This is a genomic window from Phytopseudomonas straminea, assembly GCF_900112645.1.
Taxonomy (GTDB): domain Bacteria; phylum Pseudomonadota; class Gammaproteobacteria; order Pseudomonadales; family Pseudomonadaceae; genus Aquipseudomonas; species Aquipseudomonas straminea.
Map to the genome: position 1 here is coordinate 1 of NZ_FOMO01000008.1, position 20,185 is coordinate 20,185.

Annotated in this window: 18 protein-coding genes; 7 read left to right on the forward strand and 11 right to left on the reverse strand. The window is 62.8% G+C overall.

Going from position 1 to position 20,185, the window contains the following annotated elements:
• The coding region (locus BM279_RS17855) for a transposase (RefSeq protein ID WP_143103614.1) at positions 1–339 on the forward strand (339 nt) is incomplete at its 5' end.
• Between the two features lie 217 nt (positions 340–556).
• Here the strand turns inward: BM279_RS17855 and ydiJ are convergent.
• Positions 557–3,580 (reverse strand): D-2-hydroxyglutarate dehydrogenase YdiJ, encoded by a 3,024-nt coding sequence (gene ydiJ / locus BM279_RS17860; protein ID WP_093505922.1) that lies wholly within the window; start codon positions 3,578–3,580, stop codon positions 557–559.
• 131 nt (positions 3,581–3,711) lie between these two features.
• Here ydiJ and BM279_RS17865 point away from each other — a divergent pair, with 131 nt between their 5' ends.
• Positions 3,712–4,614: a LysR substrate-binding domain-containing protein gene (locus tag BM279_RS17865; protein ID WP_093505924.1), complete on the forward strand. Its 903-nt coding sequence runs from the start codon at positions 3,712–3,714 to the stop codon at positions 4,612–4,614.
• Between the two features lie 135 nt (positions 4,615–4,749).
• On the opposite strand, the gene BM279_RS17870 is transcribed toward BM279_RS17865, so the two are convergent.
• Complete coding sequence (locus BM279_RS17870) at positions 4,750–5,961, reverse strand: PrpF domain-containing protein (RefSeq protein WP_244154183.1); 1,212 nt, start codon at positions 5,959–5,961, stop codon at positions 4,750–4,752.
• A 241-nt stretch (positions 5,962–6,202) separates the two neighbouring features.
• On the opposite strand from BM279_RS17870, the gene BM279_RS17875 reads away from it, so the two are divergent.
• Positions 6,203–8,323 (forward strand): CHASE2 domain-containing protein, encoded by a 2,121-nt coding sequence (locus tag BM279_RS17875; protein WP_093505928.1) that lies wholly within the window; start codon positions 6,203–6,205, stop codon positions 8,321–8,323.
• Between the two features lie 4 nt (positions 8,324–8,327).
• Here the strand turns inward: BM279_RS17875 and BM279_RS17880 are convergent, their stop codons facing one another.
• Entirely contained in the window at positions 8,328–8,924 is a 597-nt protein-coding gene (locus tag BM279_RS17880; RefSeq protein WP_093505930.1) for an OmpA family protein, read from the reverse strand.
• Positions 8,925–8,930: 6 nt separating this feature from the next.
• Positions 8,931–9,284 (reverse strand): FecR family protein, encoded by a 354-nt coding sequence (locus BM279_RS17885; protein WP_244154187.1) that lies wholly within the window; start codon positions 9,282–9,284, stop codon positions 8,931–8,933.
• A gap of 216 nt (positions 9,285–9,500) precedes the next feature.
• On the opposite strand from BM279_RS17885, the gene BM279_RS17890 reads away from it, so the two are divergent.
• A complete protein-coding gene (locus BM279_RS17890) occupies positions 9,501–11,594 on the forward strand; it encodes an HD domain-containing phosphohydrolase (RefSeq protein WP_093505933.1) in 2,094 nt (697 codons plus the stop codon).
• A gap of 15 nt (positions 11,595–11,609) precedes the next feature.
• On the opposite strand, the gene BM279_RS17895 is transcribed toward BM279_RS17890, so the two are convergent.
• From BM279_RS17895 to BM279_RS17915, 5 genes are all read right to left on the reverse strand, one after another.
• On the reverse strand, positions 11,610–12,893 hold the full coding sequence (locus BM279_RS17895) for an arsenic transporter (protein WP_093505935.1): 1,284 nt from the start codon (positions 12,891–12,893) through the stop codon (positions 11,610–11,612).
• 80 nt (positions 12,894–12,973) lie between these two features.
• The gene (locus tag BM279_RS17900; protein WP_093505937.1) at positions 12,974–13,537 is read right to left on the reverse strand and encodes an arsinothricin resistance N-acetyltransferase ArsN1 family B; all 564 of its coding nucleotides are present in this window, start codon (positions 13,535–13,537) and stop codon (positions 12,974–12,976) included.
• A gap of 11 nt (positions 13,538–13,548) precedes the next feature.
• Positions 13,549–14,250 (reverse strand): arsenical resistance protein ArsH, encoded by a 702-nt coding sequence (gene arsH / locus BM279_RS17905; protein ID WP_013790365.1) that lies wholly within the window; start codon positions 14,248–14,250, stop codon positions 13,549–13,551.
• Between the two features lie 11 nt (positions 14,251–14,261).
• A complete protein-coding gene (locus tag BM279_RS17910) occupies positions 14,262–14,732 on the reverse strand; it encodes an arsenate reductase ArsC (protein ID WP_013790364.1) in 471 nt (156 codons plus the stop codon).
• Positions 14,733–14,789: 57 nt separating this feature from the next.
• Entirely contained in the window at positions 14,790–15,137 is a 348-nt protein-coding gene (locus tag BM279_RS17915) for a metalloregulator ArsR/SmtB family transcription factor (protein WP_093505939.1), read from the reverse strand.
• A 208-nt stretch (positions 15,138–15,345) separates the two neighbouring features.
• Here BM279_RS17915 and BM279_RS17920 point away from each other — a divergent pair, with 208 nt between their 5' ends.
• The 3 genes from BM279_RS17920 to BM279_RS17930 all read left to right on the forward strand — a co-directional run bounded on the left by BM279_RS17920 (position 15,346) and on the right by BM279_RS17930 (position 18,628).
• Complete coding sequence (locus tag BM279_RS17920) at positions 15,346–15,687, forward strand: ArsR/SmtB family transcription factor (protein WP_013790362.1); 342 nt, start codon at positions 15,346–15,348, stop codon at positions 15,685–15,687.
• A 42-nt stretch (positions 15,688–15,729) separates the two neighbouring features.
• Complete coding sequence (locus BM279_RS17925; protein ID WP_081729540.1) at positions 15,730–16,809, forward strand: flavin-containing monooxygenase; 1,080 nt, start codon at positions 15,730–15,732, stop codon at positions 16,807–16,809.
• Between the two features lie 199 nt (positions 16,810–17,008).
• Complete coding sequence (locus BM279_RS17930; protein WP_093505941.1) at positions 17,009–18,628, forward strand: methyl-accepting chemotaxis protein; 1,620 nt, start codon at positions 17,009–17,011, stop codon at positions 18,626–18,628.
• 80 nt (positions 18,629–18,708) lie between these two features.
• Here the strand turns inward: BM279_RS17930 and BM279_RS17935 are convergent, their stop codons facing one another.
• A complete protein-coding gene (locus BM279_RS17935; RefSeq protein WP_244154184.1) occupies positions 18,709–19,614 on the reverse strand; it encodes an SMP-30/gluconolactonase/LRE family protein in 906 nt (301 codons plus the stop codon).
• 3 nt (positions 19,615–19,617) lie between these two features.
• Complete coding sequence (gene mntP / locus BM279_RS17940) at positions 19,618–20,184, reverse strand: manganese efflux pump MntP (protein ID WP_093505943.1); 567 nt, start codon at positions 20,182–20,184, stop codon at positions 19,618–19,620.
• Between the last annotated feature and the right edge of the window lies 1 nt (position 20,185).

The window sequence follows — 20,185 nt, forward strand, 5'->3', positions numbered from 1 at the left end:
CTGACCGCTGTCGCTTTAGTCACTGCGTTCATCCGTGGCGAATTCAGAAGCAGTGATGCATACATCGCGTTTTTGGGCATGGATCTGAAAGTCGCAGATTCAGGCCAAAAGTCTGGGCGTCGCCGTTTGACCAAACGAGGGTGTTCGGAAGTGCGCAGACTGCTGCATAACGCCGCTATGGCCGCCAGCAAATCTGCAGCCTGGAAAGAGCTATACGAGTATTACCGCAGCAAAGGCAAAGCAACCACTCAGGTCTTGGTCATCCTGGCTAGAAAGCTCGCCAGAGTCGCATTCGCCTTGATGAAAACTCAAGGCGAGTACATCAGCAGAAGGACATAAAGGCATTGTCCTAAACCATAGAATCTCCTACCGATTAAGCGACCGGCCGCTTCCGCCGCTTAGATCGTAGGATGGGTGAAACCCATCAATTGCGATGGGTTTCACCCATCCTACGACTGCATTCTCTCGTGGGAGCGGGCCGTGCCCGCGAAAATTCCAGCCCTGCAGCGATGCTCCCTGCCCTACCTAGCCACAGGAATCGCCACTACTCCTCCTCCTACTGCAGATGCTCCAGCAACGCCTGGATCGGATGGCGCAACGTGGCGTTCTTCAGCCTCGCCACCTGACTGCGGCACGAATAACCGGTCGCCAGCGGTTCGGCGGCGGCGCCGGAATTCAGCGCCGGTTCCCAGGACTGGGCGAAGATCGTCCGTGAGGTTTCCAGGTTGCGCGCCTCGTGCCCGTAGGTGCCGGACATGCCGCAACAACCGGTGGCCTCGGCCGACACCTGCAGCCCGGCCTGCTCGAACACCTTCACCCACATCGCCGCACTCGGCGCCGCGTTGGTCTTCTCGGTGCAGTGGCCCAGCAACCGGAACGCCACGTTCTTGGCCGCCAGCTTGGGCTGGCCGTCGAGGGCCTTGAGCAGCCATTCCTGGGGCAGCAGCACGTCCGGGCATTGCAGGCCGGCGATCTTGCGGTATTCCTGGCGGTAAACCAGGGTCATTGCCGGATCCAGCCCCACCAGCGGGATGTCGAAGCCGGCCAGCGCCTGCAGGCCTTTCGCGGTGCGCCGTGCGGTGCGTTCGAAGGCCGGCAGAAAGCCCTGCACGTGCAGCGGCTTACCGTTGGCCATAAACGGCGCCAGCCATACGCGATAGCCCATCCGGCTGGCCAGTTCGATGAAGGCGGCGAACACCGGCGTCTCGAAATAGCGGGTAAAGGCGTCCTGCACCAGGATCAGGCTCTTGCCCCGCTGCGCCGCGCTCAGCCGCGCCAGCTCGGCCGGCGTGGCGGTCGCCAGGCGATGGCGCGCCGCCAGGGCCTTGAAGTCGAAATCGCTGAGCAGCGGGCTGTCGACCATGCCGATGTGCTCGGCCAGCAGGCGCGTCACCAGGGGCGAACCCATCACTCCGTTGTACAGCCGCGGCATGCGGGCGAACAGCGGCAGGCTGAATTCCAGCGAGCCGATCAGATAGTCGCGCAGCGGGCGCAGGTAACGCTGGTGGTAGCGCTCCAGGAAGCGCGAGCGAAACTCCGGCACGTTGACCTTCACCGGGCACTGCCCTGCGCAGGACTTGCACGCCAGGCAGCCGGCCATCGCCTCGTAGACCTCGTGGGAAAAGTCGTCATCGCCTGCGCGGGAATGGCGCCAGCGACTCGGCAGGCTGCGCAGGAAATCCAGCGGGCCGCTGGCGATCGGTGCCAGCACGTCGACGCCGGCCTGGCCCTGCAGGCGCAGCCACTCGCGCACCAGCGAGGCCCGGCCCTTCGGTGAATGCACGCGCTGGCGCGTGGCCTTCCAGGACGGGCACATGGCGTCGTCCGGGTCGAAGTTGTAGCAGGCGCCGTTGCCGTTGCAGTGCACCGCGGTGCCGTAGCTCTGCCACACACGCTCGTCGATCTGCCGGTCGAGGTCGCCGCGCAGGGTCACTTCGTCGATCTTCAGCAGCGCCTCGTCACTGCCCAGGGGCGTGGCGATCTTGCCGGGGTTCAGCTGGTTGTAGGGGTCGAACGCGGCCTTGAGCGCCTGCAGCGAGGGATACAGCTCACCGAAGAACGCCGGCGCGTATTCCGAGCGCACGCCCTTGCCGTGCTCGCCCCACAGCAGGCCGCCGTAGCGCTGGGTCAGGGCCGCCACCGCATCGGAAATCGGGCGGATGGCCGCGGCCTGCTTCGGGTCCTTCATGTCCAGCGCCGGGCGCACGTGCAGCACGCCGGCATCGACGTGGCCGAACATGCCGTAGGTCAGGCCATGGCCGTCGAGCAACGCGCGGAATTCGGCAATGAAGTCGGCGAGGTTTTCCGGCGGCACTGCGGTGTCCTCGACGAACGGCTGCGGGCGCACCTCGCCCTCGACGTTGCCGAGCAAGCCCACCGCGCGCTTGCGCATGCCGTAGACCCGCGACACCGCCGCCCGCCCGCTGGCCAGGGTGTGGCCGAGGCGCACCACGCTGGTGTCCTGCTGGATGTGCTGAATGAAACGCTCGACGCGGCCGTTGACCTCATCCGGATCGTCACCGCTGAATTCCACCAGGTTGATGCCCAGGGTCGGCCGCTGGGGGTCTTCGGGGAAGTACTCGGCAACGCCGTGCCATACGATGTCGTTCATCGCCAGCAGCAGCACCTTGGAGTCCACAGTCTCGATGGACAGCGGCTGCAGGGTGATCAGGTTGCGCGCATCGCGCAGCGCATCCATGAAGCCGGCATAGCGCACGTTGACCAGCACCGAGTACTGGGGAATCGGCAGCACGTTGAGGCGCGCCTCGACGATGAAACCCAGGGAGCCCTCGGAGCCGCACAGCACGCTGTTGAGGTTGAAGCGCCCGTCCGCCTCGCGCAGGTGCGCCAGGTCGTAGCCGGTCAGGCAGCGGTTGAGCTTCGGAAAGGTCGCCTCGATCAGCGCCGCCTTCTCACGCTGGATCTGCTCGGCGCACTGGTACACCTGACCGGTGCGGTCGCTGCGGGCCAGCTGTTCGCTGAGGGTCGACTCGCTCACCGGGTGGCTGTGCAGGCGTTCGCCGCCGAGCAGGATGGTGGTCAGCTCCAACACGTGGTCGCGGGTCTTGCCGTAGGTGCAGCTGCCCTGGCCGCTGGCGTCGGTGTTGATCATGCCGCCGATGGTCGCGCGGTTGGAGGTCGACAGCTCCGGCGCGAAGAACAGCCCGTGGGGCTTGAGCGCGGCGTTGAGCTGGTCCTTGACCACCCCGGCCTGCACCCGCACCCAGCGCTCTTCGGCATTGATCTCCAGGATGCGGTTCATGTGCCGCGACAGGTCGACCACCACGCCATCGGTGAGCGACTGGCCATTGGTGCCGGTGCCGCCGCCCCGTGGCGTCAGCTTGACGCTGCGGTGCGCAGGCTCGCTGACCACTCGCGCCAACACTTGCACGTCGTCCTCATCGAGGGGGAACACCGCCGCCTGGGGCTGACGCTGGTAGATGGAGTTGTCGGTCGCCAGCACCGTGCGGCTGGCGTGGTCACGGGCGATCTCGCCGCGAAAGCCGGCGGCGCCGAGCGCGTCGAGAAAGGCCAGGTAAAGGGCCTGGGTCGGTTGTGGAGCACTCAGGCTGGCGATCATCGGTTATCTCCCATTGAGCTACACGCCTCTAACGGGCGATTGCATCAGACAGTTCAGGTAATGGCAGCATTTTCGGCAGCCTGCGCCTGTGCTACAAGGGTATTCGCCGTATCAACCCATGAGTTTTATGAATGAATCTACGCAGACTGACGCCCTCGATGTCCCTGCTGCTGGCCTTCGAGTCGGCGGCGCGCCACCAGAGCTATACCCGTGCCGCCGCTGAACTGTCGCTGACCCAGAGCGCGGTGAGCCGCCAGGTGCAGGCGCTGGAAGCCTTCCTGGGCATCACCCTGTTCCAGCGCGAAGGCCGCAACGTGGTGCTCACCGACGTGGGCCGGCTGTACGCCGACACCCTGTCCGACGCCCTGGCGCGCATTCGCAACGCGACGCTGCAGGCCATCGACTACGGCTCCGGTGGCGGCACCCTGCGCCTGGCGCTGCTGCCGACCTTCGGCTCGAAATGGCTGCTGCCGCGGCTGCACGAGTTCTACGCCGCCAACCCGGGCGTACAGGTGCACATCCATTCGCGCATCCACGCCGACTTCAGCGACGGTCAGCTCGACGCCGCGATCTGCGTGGGTGACGGCGCCTGGCCGGAACTGGTGGCCCACCCGCTGCTCGAGGAATCCATGGTGCTGATCGCCAGCCCGGCGATTCTCGCGGCCGGCGAGCCGCTGACGCCCGAGCTGGCGGCCAGGCAGTTGCTGCTACAGGTCGCCAGCCACCCGCCGATGTGGTCGACCTGGTTCGTTCGGCATGGCGTGAACAGCGGGCAACTGCAGGACGGCCCCAACTTCGAGCTGACCTCGCACCTGATCCAGGCCGTGCGCGCCGGTATCGGCGTCGGCCTGGTGCCCCAGGTGCTGGTCGAGGAAGAACTGCGCCAGGGCCAGCTGCGCACCACCGGCACACCGGTTGCCAGTGGCCGCACCTACTTTCTCGCCTACCCCAAACGCAATGCCGTGCTGCCGGCGCTGGGCGTGTTCCGGCAGTGGCTGCTCGATGGTGTGGCCAATGGTGGCGAGTTTGGCTGAGTCAGCAATTCCGCCAGCCATCACCAATATAATGATCAGCACGCTACAAGGCTCTGACTCAGCAATGAACAATGCCCATATACAGGCGCAGGCCTTGTCTCACGAAGATCCAGCCGGTCGTTCGCCCCGGGCGCCTTACATCAGCGCTTCCAGCGCCGCGACCAACTCCTCAGAAGCGTTGTACAGCGGCACATGCCCACGCTGCAGCACCTGGGCGCTGCGTCGGTAGGCCACGGTTCTGACTTCCAGCCCGGCGCCAGCATCGCGGGCCACCACCGTGGCGTCGAGGATGCCGGCAGGGTTTTCCATGGCCACGGCGTATTCGGCGAATTGCTCGCCGACCTGCGGTGTAGCGGCGGCCAGGCGGGCGGCGACGGTGCCCGGTATCAAGGTGGCAGCGGCCAGGCAGCAGCCGCCGGACACAGCCATGGAGGCGTGAAGCGTCTGCGGGGTGAAGTAGCGCACCGAGAGCGTGCCGCCGTTCGCGGCCGGGCCGATGATGCACACCTTGGGGATGGTCTCGCTGCGGCTGATGTCGTCGCGGCTCATTGGCTCGCCGCTGCGTTTTTTCAGGCCCATGCGCAGCCCCACCTCGATCCACACTTCGCGCAGCGCCTGCATGAAGGCGCTATCGGCCTCCAGCTCGGCGAGCGGCTCGCGTGCCGTCTTGCCGAAGGATGCTGCGTCGATGATCACCATCGGCACTGCCACATCCACGCAGGACACCGCGTGACCATCGATGACATCCACCACATTACCGGTCGGCAGCAAGGCACCGGTCTTGGCGCCGACCGGGTGATGCAGGAACAGATCGACACCGGGAAACTGCCCCGGCACACCGGGAATCGCCACCTTGCGCAGCGCTTTGTCGGCATCGCGCAGCACCCGCCCGGTGGTGATCACACCGGTGTTGGTGTTGCGGATATCGATCTCGAAATCACCGTTCGCGCCGTCAGCCAGACCCATGTCCAGCGCCCAAAGCGGTAGCGCCGACGACATGTTGCCGCAGTTCACGCTCCAGTCGATGGCCGAGTGGCTGGCGGCCAGTTGCGCCAGGGTGCTGACCAGCCGGAGTTTGCCCTCGACGTTTTCCAGCTCGACGAAGAACACCTTGTTGCTGGTCGCCGGGCCACGACCCAGGCCGGTGAGCTGGCGGTTGCCGGGCGCCTCGCCGTGCAGTGGCACACCCATCAGGTGGCGCAGCAGTTCTTCGCGCAGGGCGATGTCCTGGGGCGCGACACGCTCATCGATCACCAGGCCGGTCGAGGTGCCGCCGCGCATAGAGTGCACGGGAAAGGCCACCACACCACCGTCCATACGTATGCCTGTCGGAAGGGGCTCATTCACTGCGGATACTCCTGCGGTAGGCGATCGGTTCGAATATTTCGCTATTCGGGTCGGTCCTCAAGCACAATCCATCAGTTCGAGTGGCCGTTCGCCGCTACTTTAAACCTGACGGCCAATCATCTGCATACCCGATGGCCCCAATGGGCGCACATCTCATGGCGTTCCGAAATGCTACGCTGGCCCAGCCCGTACACAGTAATCCAATGCACCTTCTGCCTCTCACCTCCCGGAGCCTTGCCGCGTGCCTAGACCTCGCTTGATTTCCTCCGGCGGCGCCTTCTGCCTGGCCATGCTGCTGGGCCTTTGCGTGGTGTTCCTGCTCGACCCGGTGCCAGTGCAGAAGGCCCGTAACGCAGTGTTCGATCAGTATCAACGCCTGCAGCCGCGGGCTTATCAGGAAGTACCGGTGCGCGTTGTCGACCTGGACGAGGAAAGCCTCAAGCGTATCGGCCAGTGGCCCTGGCCGCGTACCCAGGTGGCAGACATGGTACAGCGCCTCGAGCAGGCCGGCGCGGCGGCGGTGGTGTTCGACGTGCTGTTCGCCGAGCCTGACCGCACCTCGCCCGAGCAACTGCTGCGCGGCAACCTGCTGCCGCCGACGCTGGCCACCCAACTGGCCGCCCTGCCAGACCATGACGAACAATTCGCCGAGGTGCTCAAACGCAGCAATGTCGTGCTCGGTTTCGCCGCCGAGCAAAGCCCCCGCGATGGCGGACCGCCAATGAGCCGCTTTGGCCTGGTACAACAAGGCCCCTCGCCACTGGCTTTCGTGCCCGGTTTCCAGGGCGCCGCGCGGCCACTGCCACAACTGGAACAGGCCGCCCGCGGGCTTGGCGCCATGACCTTCAGACCCGACGCCGATGGCGTGGTGCGTCGGGTACCGCTGTTCGTGTCGCTGGGCGGTGAGTTGCGCCCCTCACTGGTGGCCGAGGCGCTACGCGTGGCGCAGCGCACCGGGCGCTACCGGATCGTCAGCAGCGAGGCCGGCGTGCAGCGTGTGGATATCGGCCGCGTGCAGATTCCCACCGCGGCCAGCGGCGAGCTGTGGGTGTATTTCACCCGGCCCCAGGCGAGTCGCAGTATTCCCGCCTGGCAGGTGCTGGATGGCTCGGCGCCGCCGGTTGCCGGCAGCATCGTTCTGGTCGGCACGTCCGCCCAGGGCCTGCAGGATCTGCGTTTCAGCCCGCTAGGCGGGATCATTCCCGGCGTCGAGGTGCACGCCCAGGCCCTGGAGCAAGTGCTGACCGACACCCTGCTGCTGCGCCCCGGCTGGGCCACGGCGGTGGAAGGCCTGGCTCTGCTGCTGGGCGGCCTAATACTGGGTTTGCTGGGGCTGTACGCACGGGCCCTGTTGTCGGCGCTGCTGATGCTGGCCCTGGTAGCGGTGCTGAATGCGGCGGCCTGGTACGGCTTCGTGGCTCATCGCATGCTGCTCGACCTGTTCACCCCGTCACTGGGTCTGCTGCTGGTCTACGGCGCCGCCAGCATCGTGCGCCACATAGCTGCCGAGCGTGAGCAGCGCTGGATCCAGGAAGCCTTTTCGCGCTACGTATCGCCCAACCTGGTCAATCATCTGGTCGCGCACCCAGAGCAGCTGGCACTCGGCGGGCAGCGGCAAAGCTGCAGCTTCGTGTTCACCGACATCACCGGCTTCACCACGATGATGGAGCGTCAGAAACCGGAAGCGGCGGTCAGCCTGCTCAACGATTATCTGGAACAGGTGATCGGTATCGCCTTTCGCCACGAGGGCACCCTGGATCGCATCGTCGGCGACGCGGTAGCGATCATGTTCTCGGCGCCGATTCCCCAGGCCGATCACCAACGCCGCGCCCTGGCCTGCGCCCTGGAGATCAACCGTTTCGCCCAGGGTTACGTCGCCGCCCTGGCCGAACGCGGCATCGCCTTCGGCCACACGCGCATCGCCGTGCACAGCGGTGAGGTAGTGGTCGGCAACTTCGGTGGCTCGGTGATCTTCGATTACCGCGCCCTCGGTGACCCGGTGAACACCACCTCGCGCCTGGAGAGCCTGAACGGCCAGGTCGGCACCCTGCTCTGCGTGTCCAGCGCGATCCGCGAGCACTGCCCCGAGGTGCCGATGCGCCCGGTCGGCGAGGTATTGCTCAAGGGCAAGGCCGAGGCCGTCGCAGTGTTCGAGCCATTGGAAGCCATGGCCGTGCCGATGAATGACTGTGATGAGGATTACGAAGCGGCCTACCACCTGCTGGCAAGCCGCGCGCCCGAGGCACTGGCGGCGTTCGAGGCGCTGGCTGCGCAGCGCCCCAAAGATGGACTGGTGGCCTATCACCTGCAGCGCCTGCGCAGTGGCGAGCACGGCAACCGGTTGGTGATGGCCAGCAAGTAAGACCTCAGCGGATGGTGATTTCCACCCGGCGGTTGGCAGGCTCCGGCGTGTTGTCCGGGGTTTTCACCAGCAGGTTGCCTTCGCCGTGGGAGGTCACCACCAGCTCAATCGCCTGCAGGCCGTTATCCTGCAGCTGTCGGGCGATGGCCCGGGCACGTAGCAGGCCCAGATCCTCGTTATCGATCTTGCTGCCGACGGTGTCGGTATGACCGATCACCGAAACCGCCGACGGCCCGCGGTCACGCACGGTCTGCAGGATCTCGGGGATCTCCGCCTGGGATTTCGCGGTCAGCTTGGCACCGCCAGTCCTGAAATACAGCAGGTAGCTTTTCGGCAGTGCTGGCTGAGCGGCGCGGGCGGCAGAGAAATCCTTCTCGACCCTGGGCTGCTCGACCTGGAACGGCGCGGCGCTGCTGCCATCGAGATTGACCGCATAACCTTTCTGGTCGACGCGGGTCATGCCCTTGTTGGTCTTGACCTCGATGGCGCCGGTACTGCCGTCCGGGCTTTCCACCAGCACCACGTAGGATTTCGACGCGCAGCCGCTGGCCAGCAGCGCGCAGAGCAACAGACCGATCAGGCGCAATGGATTGGCAAACATGCGAGCTCAATCCACCTTGACGAGAAAGTGCGTGCCGCGCACGCCAATGGTGCCGGTCGGGGTGTTGATCTCGACGGCCTGGGGCTTGAGCTTGGCGATGGTGCCGGAAATGTAATCCAGCGTGCCGTGGGTGATCTTGGCGCTCAGTTTCAGATCGTCCTGGGCCGGGTCGAAGATGAATTCGTCCAGAGTCAGCTCGCTGTTGGGGCCGAAGGACATCACCGTGTTGTCCTCCAGGGTCACGCCCATGGAGCCCGCCGGGCCGGTCTTCACCGTGCTGCCGACGTACAGCGGCGTGCCGATCGTCGCAGGCACCGTCGCGCCGTCGCGGATGACGCTAGCCTCACCCTGTACCTTCATCACGTAGCCGATCGACGAGCCAGGTTCCGCGGCGAAAAGTGAAGTAGCTAGCAATACGCCAGCAAGTGGCCATATCCTGAAAGGTGCAAACACAGTACTCTCCTTTTTTAATCTCATTCCCTGAGTCGAACTGAGCGTTGCACATCCAGCCGCAGCACCGTTGCCTGGTCGGATGGTACGTGAAATACGCGATGGGACCGTAGCGCAGGTTGCAGTATGTCATCAGGGCAAATCAAGCAGCGATTCCGACTGCGGTTCAGAAGCAGGAGCCTGGTCGTCGGCCTGTTCCTGCTCCTGCAGCTGGCGCCGCTGCTCGCCCTCACGCTGGGCGCTCCCTCGCTGCTGGTACTGGGCCTGTCCGTCGGCATCCTGCTGTGCACCATGCCGTTGGTGCTGGGCGGTATGCAGAGCATAGATCGCACCATCGATCTGTTGGTGCAGGACACACAAAAAATCCGCCAGATGGATTTCTCCGGTGAACTGCCGCCGGCCTCGCTGTTCGCCGAGATCGAGACGCTAAACCGCAACCACATCGAGATGAAGGACGCGCTGCAGAGCCAGACCCAGGCGCTGCAGGCTTCCCAGCTCAAGCTCGCCAGCCTGGTGGAGAACGGTCTGCTGCTGTCTTCGGAGCGCGACCGCGACGCGCTGCTGCGCCACATCCTCATGCAGGGCAAGCGCACCTGTAACGCCCAGGCGGCGACCATGTACCTGAAGACCGAGCACGGCACGCTGCGCTTCGCCCTGCGCTCGATGGACGATGAGCTGCCGACGGTCGAGATTCCCCTGCACGACCCGCATACCGGCCTGCCCAACGAGCGGCACGTGTCCACCTACGCGGCGCTGCACAACGAAACCGTGGTGATCGACGACGTATACGGCGAAAGCCGCTTCGATCTGAGCGGCACCCGCCGTTTCGACAGCGAGTCGGGCTTTCACACCGTGTCCATGCTTACCGTGCCCCTGGCGCCCCGCGGCGGCGAAGTGATCGGCGTGCTGCAGTTCATGAACGCCCTGGACGTCGAGACCGGCGAGGTCATCGCCTTCTCGCCGCCGGTGGTGGCCTTTATCGGCGCCCTCGCCTCCCAGGCCGCCGTGGCCCTGGAAAACCACAACCTGATCGATTCGCAGCGGGCGCTGATCGACGGCATGATCGAAATTCTCGCCGGCGCCATCGATGCCAAGAGCCCGTACACGGGCGCCCACTGCGAGCGTGTGCCGGAGCTGGCGATGATGCTCGCCGAAGCGGCCAGCGAGGTGAACGAAGGGCCGCTGGCCAATTTCCGCTTCACCACGGCAGATGAATGGCGCGAATTCCGTATCGGCGCCTGGCTGCACGACTGCGGCAAGATCACCACGCCCGAGCATGTGGTCGACAAGGCCACCAAGCTGGAAACCATCTACAACCGCATCCACGAGGTGCGCATGCGCTTCGAGGTACTCCTGCGCGATGCCCAGCTCGAGCGGCTGCAGCAACTGCTCGACGGCCAGGACCGCGCACAAGCCGACGCGCAGTACCAGGCGACGGCCCAGGCGCTGCAGGACGAATTCGCCTTTATCGCTGGCTGCAACATCGGCAGCGAGCTGATGAACCCTGAGCACGTCGGCACCCTGCAAAAGGCCGCCGAGCGCACCTGGCTCAGGCATTTCGATGATCGACTCGGCTTGTCCCACGGTGAATTGATGCACATGGCCGCGCTGCCCGCCGAGCCGCTACCGGCGCGCGAGCGGCTGCTGGCCGACAAGCCGCAGCACATCTTCCCGCGCCCGCAAACCAAGGACTTCGACCCCAAGTACGGCTTCCAGATCAGCGTGCCGGAGCACCTCTACAACCACGGCGAGCTCTACAACCTGAGCATCAGCAAGGGCACCCTGACCGCCGAAGAACGCTTCAAGATCAACGAGCACATCATCCAGACCATCGTCATGCTGGAAAACCTGCCGCTGCCCTCGAACCTCAAGCGCGTACCGGAATATGCCGGCACCCACCACGAAACCCTGCTCGGTACCGGATACCCGCGCAAGCTGGACAAGAGCCAGCTGTCGATCCCGGCGCGCATCATGGCCATTGCCGATATCTTCGAAGCGCTGACCGCCGCCGACCGACCCTACAAACAGGCCAAGACCCTCTCCGAATCCATCGAGATTCTCGCCCGGCTGCGCGACAAGGGGCATATCGATGCCGACCTGTTCGCCCTGTTCCTGCGCAGCGAAATGCCGATGCGCTACGCCGAACGCCACCTGCAGCCGGACCAGATCGACGCCATCGACATCGAGCGCTTCCTGCCAAGCGCCCAGCCCGTGATCTGATCACCGAGCACGCCGCTAGAGGCTCAGGCGCAACGCGAGCGCCGACAGGGTAACCAGCAGCACCGGCACCGTCAGCAAGGCGCCAACCTTGAAGTAGTAACCCCAGGTGATGCGCAGGCCCTTGCGCTGCAGCACATGCAGCCACAACAAGGTGGCGAGGCTGCCGATGGGCGTGATCTTGGGACCGAGGTCGCAGCCGATGATGTTGGCGTAGATCATCGCCTCGCGCACGATGCCGCTGCTCTGGCTCGCCTCGATGGACAGCGCGCCGATCAGCACGCTGGGCAGGTTGTTCATCACCGACGACAGCAACGCTGCCAGAAAGCCCGTGCCCAGGGCGGCTGCCCACAATCCCTGCTCGGCGAGCCGGTCGAGCAGCGTCGCCAGGTAGTGGCTCAGGCCGGCATTGCTCAGCCCGAACACCACCAGGTACATGCCCAGGGAGAAGATCACGATCTGCCAGGGCGCTTCGCGCATCACCCGGCGCGTCGAGATCACATGCCCCTTTGCCGCGACGGCAAGCAGCACCACCGCGCACAGCGCCGCGACGGCGCTGATCGGCACGCCCATGGGTTCGAGGGCGAAAATGCCGATCAGCAAGAAAGCCAGCACCCACCAGCCATAGATGAAGGTGGTGCGATCGCGAATGGCCTCGCTCGGGGCCTGTAGTTCGGTTGCCTGGTAGCTGGCCGGAATGCTGCGGCGAAAATACAGGTACAGCACCGCCAGGGTGGCCGCCACGCTGACCAGATTCACCGGCACCATCACCGCCGCATAGTCGGCCACGCCGAGCTTGAAGAAGTCGGCAGACACGATATTGACCAGGTTCGAGACCACCAGCGGCAGGCTGGCGGTATCGGCGATGAAGCCCGCGGCCATGACGAACGCCAGGGTCGCCGCGCTGGAAAAACGCAGCGCCACCAGCAGCGACATGACGATGGGCGTGAGAATCAGCGCCGCACCGTCATTGGCGAACACCGCGGAAACCGCAGCGCCCAGCAGCACCACGAAAGCGAACAGGCGCGGGCCGCTGCCACCGGCCCAGCGCGCTACATGCAGCGCCGCCCAGGTGAAAAAGCCGGCCTCGTCCAGCAGCAGGCTGATGATGATGATCGCCACGAACGCCGCCGTGGCATTCCACACCACCGCCCACACCGTGGGAATGTCCTGCAGAGATACCGCACCGACACCGAGCGCCAGAACCGCGCCAATCGTCGCGCTCCAGCCGACGCCGAGCCCTTTGGGTTGCCAGATGACCAGAACCAGTGTGAAGACGAATACGGCAGCCGCAACAAGCATCTAAATCTCCTGGCAGGAATCATCGAGTGGCGTATGGGATCACGCCGGCTTCATAGGTTTGCAATTGCACTAGACCGTTTTCAGCGAAAACCTTCGTCACGGCCTGCAAGGTAAGCAGCAAGAGTAATTGGCTCGCTCGGAGGCGCTGAAGTTTCGCCCTGCTCGAGTAGCCAGTAGCCCACGTCATGCCAGGCGCCATGTTTGTAGCCAACCCGCGGAAAGGTGCCGATGTGGCAGAAGCCGAGGCGCTCATGAAGCCCGATGCTGCCATCGTTCGGCAGGGCAATACCCGCATAGGCGCTGCGGTAGCCCATCGCTTGGAGCATCGGCAGCAGGACTTCATACAAACGCCGCCCAACGCCCTGGCGACGAGCATCTTCTGCAATGTACACCGTCACATCCACGGCCCAGCGGTACGCTGCCCGGGCGCGGTGCTGGCTGGCGTAGGCATAGCCGACCACGGCGCCTGCCTGCTCGGCGACCAGGTAGGGATAGGTCTCAAGCGTCGCCACAATCCGCCTACGCATATCCTCCAGTGACGGAGGGATCTCTTCGAACGAGATGGCGGTGTTCAGCACCACAGGTGAATAGATGGCCTGGATTGCCTCGGCATCCGACGCGGATGCCAGTCTCACGTCAATCACTCTACGGCACCTCAGATTGAACGCTGATTAACGCGGGCGGAAAGTTGTTCTGCGGTTTCCTTGCGCTCGGAGTAGCGATCCACAAGAAAGTCCTTCTGGTCGCGCAGCAACAGGGTGAACCTCATCAGTTCCTCCATCACATCGACCACCCGGTCGTAATAGGCAGACGGCTTCATCCGCCCCTCAGCGTCGAACTCCGTGAATGCCTTGGGTACCGAGGACTGGTTGGGGATGGTGAACATCCTCATCCAGCGCCCGAGTACGCGCAGCTGGTTGACCACGTTGAACGACTGCGACCCGCCACAAACCTGCATCACGGCGAGCGTCTTGCCCTGGCTGGGTCGAACCGCCCCCAACGCCAGCGGAATCCAGTCGATCTGCGCCTTGAATACCGCGGACATGGCGCCATGCCGCTCCGGCGAGCACCAGACCTGCCCTTCCGACCACATCACCAGGTCCCGCAGCTCCTGCACCTTGGGGTGCTCAACCGGTGCATCATCGGGCAGCGGCAGGCCCGATGGATCGAAGATACGGGTCTCGGCGCCAAAGTGTTGCAGCAGCCGCGCCGCTTCCTCGACCAACAGACGGCTGAAGCTGCGCTCACGGGTGGAGCCGTGCAGCAACAGGATGCGTGGTTTGTGAGCGCTGGGTGCGATCTGGAAGGAGAACTGGCCGATCAGGCTGTGTTCGAGGTTGGGAAGTTCAGTGGTCATGCAAGGAGTCCTCAGAATCGGCCAATGCGATCCAGCTCGCGCTTGAGTTCATCGCGGCTCAAGTCGGCAAAAGGCAGCGCCAGAAAAGCGCGGCAACGCCGTTCGATCTGCGCAAGCGTCGCCTTGAAGGCGGCTGAAATATCGGCGTCGTCACCCTGTACGTCGGAAGGATCTGCCAACCCCCAATGCGCCTTGAGCGCCGGGCCGAAGTAAACCGGGCATGCTTCACCCGCGGCCTTGTCGCACACGGTGATGACGATATCCGGCGGGTTCGCCTCGAAGGCATCGTTCCCCTTGCTGCTCAAGCCCGCGGTAGATATAGCTGCCTCTTGTAGCGTTTGCAGGCTGCGGGGTAGCACTTGCCCCCTGGGGAAACTACCGGCACTCACGGCCTCGAATCCCTGAGGTGCGATGTGGTTGAACATCGCCTCGGAAAGGATGCTCCGGCAACTATTGGCCGTGCACATAAAAAGCACTCGCATTACTGACTCCTGCCGCCATTGGCGGGCTTCAACGAAGGTTTCAAAAAACGGCAGGCCTCAGCAGCAACTGGCGGCGCGCTGCGGGCGTCCATCCATCGTGCTCAGCCGGGATGTGCTATCGCTCAGCCAGGCAGCGTTGCCTTCGCAGGTAATGCGCAGCACGTCCTTGAACCACTCAGGAAGGCCGGGATTGAGCCGGTAGTACACCCACTGCCCCTGCCGACGATCCAGCAGCACGCCGGCTGCTCGCAGCTGAGCCAGATGACGGCTGATCTTGGACTGATTGTCGTGTAGCGCACACATCAACTCGCAGACGCAAAGCTCGCCATGCTCGGCAATCAACAGGGTTGCGCGAGCCCTGGTCTCGTCTGCCAAACATTTGAAGGCTTCGGGTGGAGTCAGCATGGCAAATATACATACATGGAAAATCGAATATGCGGATATTCACATATATAGCCAACCCTTAGCTAGTGCGCCCTAAATATTGAAGAGATCGCGGCATCATGAGATGCATATGAGTGCGCCACAACGACCGCATCCAAGCCTGACCTACCGCTGCTTGTTAATAGGCACTCCTTTACATGTGCATACTTGCACACATATATTCACAACCATGAAAACAGCCGCCACTTCCCGAACCCAAGCCATCGAGGCTGCCGTCGCCTCGCTCGATAGTGCATTCTTCAAAGCTCTGTGCGAGCCGTCGCGAATAGCCGTTTTAAAGCGAGTCATGCTGTTGGGCCGCGCGGACGTGAGCGAAATCTCTGCAGGGCTCCCCCAAGAACGCTCGGTGGTTTCACGACATCTGCAGATACTGCTGGAGGCTGACATCGTTCGGGCAGCCAAGAGCGGCCGCCAAGTTTTCTACGAAGTGAATGGTTCTGCAATCATCACTCGGCTTGAGTCCATCCTTGATCACATCAAGAAAATTGCGCCGCACTGCTGCCCAAGTTAAGGGCCATTTTGCTCAAGCCATTATGTGTACAGGTACGCATATATGAACATTAAAAAACCGCAACTCGATGCGATCATCATTGGCGCAGGCCAGGCAGGCCTTGCTGCCGGACGGTTGCTACAGCAGCATGCCCTGAGATTCTTGATCATCGATGAACAAGGTGCACCAGGCGGAAACTGGCGAAATTACTACGAAAGCCTGCAGCTCTTTTCACCAGCTGAGTACTCTGCTCTTCCAGGGCAACCTTTCCCTGGCCCGCAAAAAAACTATCCGACCAGAGACCAGGTGGTGGCATACCTTGAGGGGTACGCAGAACATTTCCGACTGCCGATCCGCCAAGGCGCGCGAGTGGCGCATGTACGAACCCACCCTCAAGGATTCGAAGTACAAACTGCTAACGGCGAGAGCCTTTGCGCGAAGTCGGTGGTTGTCGCTTCTGGCGGGTTCAACAGACCGTACGTCCCGGACATCCCAGGCCTTGGCATGTTTGAAGGACGCGTAATTCACAGCGCTCAGTATCGCAGTACATACCCTTTCCATGGCGAACGAGTTGTAGTGATCGGAGCAGCCAACTCGGCCGTTCAGATCGCTTACGAGCTTGCGAACGTTGCGGTGACCACCTTGGCGACAAGAGAAAAAATACGCTTTTTCCCTCAGCGGATGCTGGGAGTCGACTTTCATACATGGTTGAAATGGACCGGTTTTGGGAAAACGCGCTGGCTGACTGATCAAGGAACCCCTGTGCTTGATCAGGGCAAATATCGTCGGGCGATAAGGTCTGGCTTGCTGCAGCGCAAGCCTATGTTTACCCGCCTTACCTCAGATGGGGTCATATGGGCAGACGATCATCACGAAACCGTCGACAGCCTGATCTTCGCTACCGGTTTTCAGCCGAACATTTCCTTTCTAGATAACCTGCCAGTACGAGATCAGCATGGGCGCCTACTGCAGAAAAATGGGGTGGCTCAGACACTACCGGGACTGTTCTTCGTTGGTTTGCCTCGACAACGTAACTTCGCGTCAGCCACGCTTCGAGGTGTAGGCCCCGATGCAGAATACATCCTTCCCCATCTGATACGACATCTAAAACAGGCTCAATCAAGTCAACGCTACGTTGGTTGATCGCTCACCATCCATGGCAAGTCCGACGCACTCGACCAGCTACTGAAACACTAAAAAGATGTTCCGGCCGGACGAGCTATCCAGCTGCTAGCGAGTGACCTAGCAGCCCGTCGGAAACGCACGCTGATATTTAAATATTCCCTGGGCAAGGTCGATAGCTCACTCAGGTCATCCACCTTCAACGCCCGGAATCTTTCCCATGAGCCTTAGAAATCTCAACCTAGCTCCCCGAGCCGCCCTCTTCTTCGCGCTGATCGTAGGGCTCGTATTCGTGCTCGGTGTGGTCGCCGTGCTGCAGATGGGCAAGCTGCGCGATATCGAAATAGATGTTGAGCAGAACTGGATGGCCAGCGTTCGCCAGACTGGGGTCATGAACGCGGCGACTCTTCGCCTGAGGCTCGAAACCCAGCGTGGCCTGGCCGATCCTCAAAGCCTCAAGCGCACCATCGAGAGCTTCCCTGGGTATCGCAAGGCGCTGACCGATGCTGTCGCAAATTACGAACCGCTGATAGCCAGCGATACCGAGCGCACGTTATTCACCGCCGTTAAAGGCAGCGCCGAGGCCTATGCCAAGCAGTTGGACCTGCTCGAACCCATGCTGAGGGCCGGCGACATTACCGCTGCAGTCAGCCTCGTCAGCTCGGGTATCCGCCCGCTCACCAACAAGATGGAAGAACAGATCAAGGCACTCACCGACTTCAACAACGAGGGCGCGGCGCAAGCCGGTCGGAACGCGGCTGAAATCTATTCGTCGGGTCTGGCCCTTACCATCGGCATAGTCGTCGCCGTGGTGCTGTTGACCATCGCGCTTGCCGCCCTGCTGGTGAGGAGCATTACCGCTCCGATCAACGATGCGTTGACCGTGGCAGAGCGAATCGCCGGCAGCAACCTGTCCAGGGACGTGCACGTAAGTGGCACCGACGAGGCAGGCAGGCTGCTCAAGGCGCTGGCGCAGATGCAGCAGAACCTGCGCCATACCATCGTGGAGATCTCCGACTCTTCTACTCAGCTGGCTTCCGCCGCCGAGGAAATGACGGCGGTCACAGAGGCCTCCAGCCGCGGCATGGTCGCTCAGAATGACGAGGTCAATCAGGCCGCGACGGCGGTCACCGAGATGAGCGCTGCCGTGGATGAAGTGGCGCGCAATGCCGAGTCCGCCTCTGAGGAATCCAAGCGTACCCAGGGCTTCACCGAGGCTGGCCTGGAGCGCGTGTCGCAGACGCTGAAATCAATCCAGCGCCTAAGCGGCAACGTGGAACAGACGAGCGAGCAGATTCAGGGGCTGTCGGATCGCGCGCAGAATATTTCCAAGGTCGTGGAAGTCATCCGCGGTATCGCGGAACAGACCAACCTGCTGGCCCTGAACGCCGCAATCGAAGCGGCTCGTGCTGGTGAACAGGGGCGTGGCTTTGCAGTGGTCGCTGACGAAGTCAGGGCATTGGCGCATCGCACCCAGATGTCGACCCAGGAAATCGAGCAGATGATTGCGGCCATTCAGACTGATTCCGAACACGCTGTTCAGGCGATGGGCACCAGCCGTGACCTGGCCAACCAATCCCTGGACATCGCGCAGGAGGCAAGCAGCTCCCTGGATCAAATCGCAACGGCGATCACCCACATCAATGAGCGCAACCTGCAGATTGCCACTGCATCTGAAGAGCAATCGCATGTTGCGCGTGAGGTGGATCAGAACCTTCTGCGTATTCGTGATCTTGCTTCGCAGAGCGCCGCAGGCGCCAGCCAAACAGCCAGCGCTTGCGGCGAGATGTCCCAGCTGGCCATCAATCTGAACCAGCTGGTGACTCGCTTCGTAGTCTGAGGCACATCCAAGGCGGTTACTTTTGCCTGGGGCAGATACCTCCCAGGCACTGACATGCATCACCGAGCGGATGACGAGCGCTACTGAGCGTGATCGTCATCACCGCCTGGCGGCGTGATCTCCAGGATTCGATCCCGGCCCCCCTCTGCAAGCAGGTAAGTGCCTTGGGGCGTAGGCGTAAGCATCTGGGGAGCCTTCAGGAAAGACAGTACGGTCTGCAGGCGCCCCTGTGAGTCGAGCAGCAGAAGACGTGCACGGTGCGTGGCGTCTTCGCCGATCCATAGTCCGCGCCCGTCGCACAGCAGGTACGTAGGTTGGTTCAGGTTGTCCAGTACGACAGGATCGCTTCCATCGTCGGTCAACTGACGTACCACGCCCTTCTGCTTTTCCGTGTAGAGCATCCTGCCATCGCCGCAGCGCGTGACGGATTCCGCTTCGTCGAGGTGATCACGGACCGTCTCAAGGGCACCATCGCTCCACCGATAACGTAGCAGCCGCCCGTCCCCCTTGCGGTCCTCTATCGCATACAGGTAATCACCGTCGTCCCACAAGCCTTGCACTTTCTGGCCCGTGAAGAGATCGGTGGATACGCCATCCTTGAAGTAACGCACCACGGCACCTTCAGCTTCCTGGCTGTAAACCCAGCCTCCCCGAGCCGCTATCATGCCGTCGGGTTTGGACAGGTTGTTCAATAGGGTTTTCTGGCTGCCGTCAGGAGCTATCTGCAAGATGCTCCCCTGTCCATGATCAAGCTCCTGCGACAGGATCAGTGCCCCATCTGCCAAGGGAATCAACGAGGCGACCTTGGGCAATCGATCATGGGCGACGCTATAACGCCAGCCCTCCGAAGCCTGTACCGGGTAGAAGTTCTGCCAGGCAAAAAACGCCAAAGCAGCTGCGATCAATAGCGCGCAGCCGCAAAGAGCGAAACGCACACGGCGAGCCCTGACGGTAGGCTGATTGTGTTCACGCATCACCTCGCTCATTGATCACACCGCTGACAGATGTTCAAAGAGGATGCCGGCGCCAACCAGCATCAACACTACACCACCAATGATCTCGGCACGTTTGCCGACGACGGTTCCCAAGACGCGCCCAAGCATCACGCCAAGGGTCACCATCACCGCCGTAGCGACGCCGATGGCAGCTGCTGCAACCAAGATGTTGACGTCGACGAATGCCAGGCCTACGCCAACGGCGAGCGCATCGATGCTGGTCGCAAATGCCGTGACGGCCAGAACCCAGAAGGAGTGCTGGCCGGAACGCTCTTGCTCCTCTTCGTCCTCCTGCAAGCCGTTGTAGATCATATGAATACCAAGCAGCACGAGCAGCGTGAAGGCGATCCAGTGATCCCACTCCTCTGCGAAGCTGACGGCAGCTTGGCCGATGAACCAGCCGATGATGGGAGTGATGGCTTCGATGGCGCCAAAGATGAGGCCCGTGCGCAGGGCTTCGGTAAAGCGAGGTTTATGAAGGCTGGCGCCTTTGCCAATGGCTGCTGCAAAGGCGTCGGTCGACATCGCCAAGGCGAGGAACAGGAGAGAGATGGGATTCACG

What these genes read in the sequence shown, in the direction of transcription:
- ydiJ (WP_093505922.1), bottom strand. Translation starts at nt 3,580, where the DNA reads ATGATCGCCAGCCTGAGTGCTCCACAACCGACCCAGGCCCTTTACCTG.
- BM279_RS17865 (WP_093505924.1), top strand. Translation starts at nt 3,712, where the DNA reads ATGAATCTACGCAGACTGACGCCCTCGATGTCCCTGCTGCTGGCCTTC.
- BM279_RS17880 (WP_093505930.1), bottom strand. Translation starts at nt 8,924, where the DNA reads ATGTTTGCCAATCCATTGCGCCTGATCGGTCTGTTGCTCTGCGCGCTG.
- BM279_RS17885 (WP_244154187.1), bottom strand. Translation starts at nt 9,284, where the DNA reads ATGAAGGTACAGGGTGAGGCTAGCGTCATCCGCGACGGCGCGACGGTG.
- BM279_RS17890 (WP_093505933.1), top strand. Translation starts at nt 9,501, where the DNA reads ATGTCATCAGGGCAAATCAAGCAGCGATTCCGACTGCGGTTCAGAAGC.
- BM279_RS17895 (WP_093505935.1), bottom strand. Translation starts at nt 12,893, where the DNA reads ATGCTTGTTGCGGCTGCCGTATTCGTCTTCACACTGGTTCTGGTCATC.
- arsH (WP_013790365.1), bottom strand. Translation starts at nt 14,250, where the DNA reads ATGACCACTGAACTTCCCAACCTCGAACACAGCCTGATCGGCCAGTTC.
- BM279_RS17910 (WP_013790364.1), bottom strand. Translation starts at nt 14,732, where the DNA reads ATGCGAGTGCTTTTTATGTGCACGGCCAATAGTTGCCGGAGCATCCTT.
- BM279_RS17915 (WP_093505939.1), bottom strand. Translation starts at nt 15,137, where the DNA reads ATGCTGACTCCACCCGAAGCCTTCAAATGTTTGGCAGACGAGACCAGG.
- BM279_RS17920 (WP_013790362.1), top strand. Translation starts at nt 15,346, where the DNA reads ATGAAAACAGCCGCCACTTCCCGAACCCAAGCCATCGAGGCTGCCGTC.
- BM279_RS17925 (WP_081729540.1), top strand. Translation starts at nt 15,730, where the DNA reads ATGAACATTAAAAAACCGCAACTCGATGCGATCATCATTGGCGCAGGC.
- BM279_RS17930 (WP_093505941.1), top strand. Translation starts at nt 17,009, where the DNA reads ATGAGCCTTAGAAATCTCAACCTAGCTCCCCGAGCCGCCCTCTTCTTC.
- BM279_RS17935 (WP_244154184.1), bottom strand. Translation starts at nt 19,614, where the DNA reads ATGAGCGAGGTGATGCGTGAACACAATCAGCCTACCGTCAGGGCTCGC.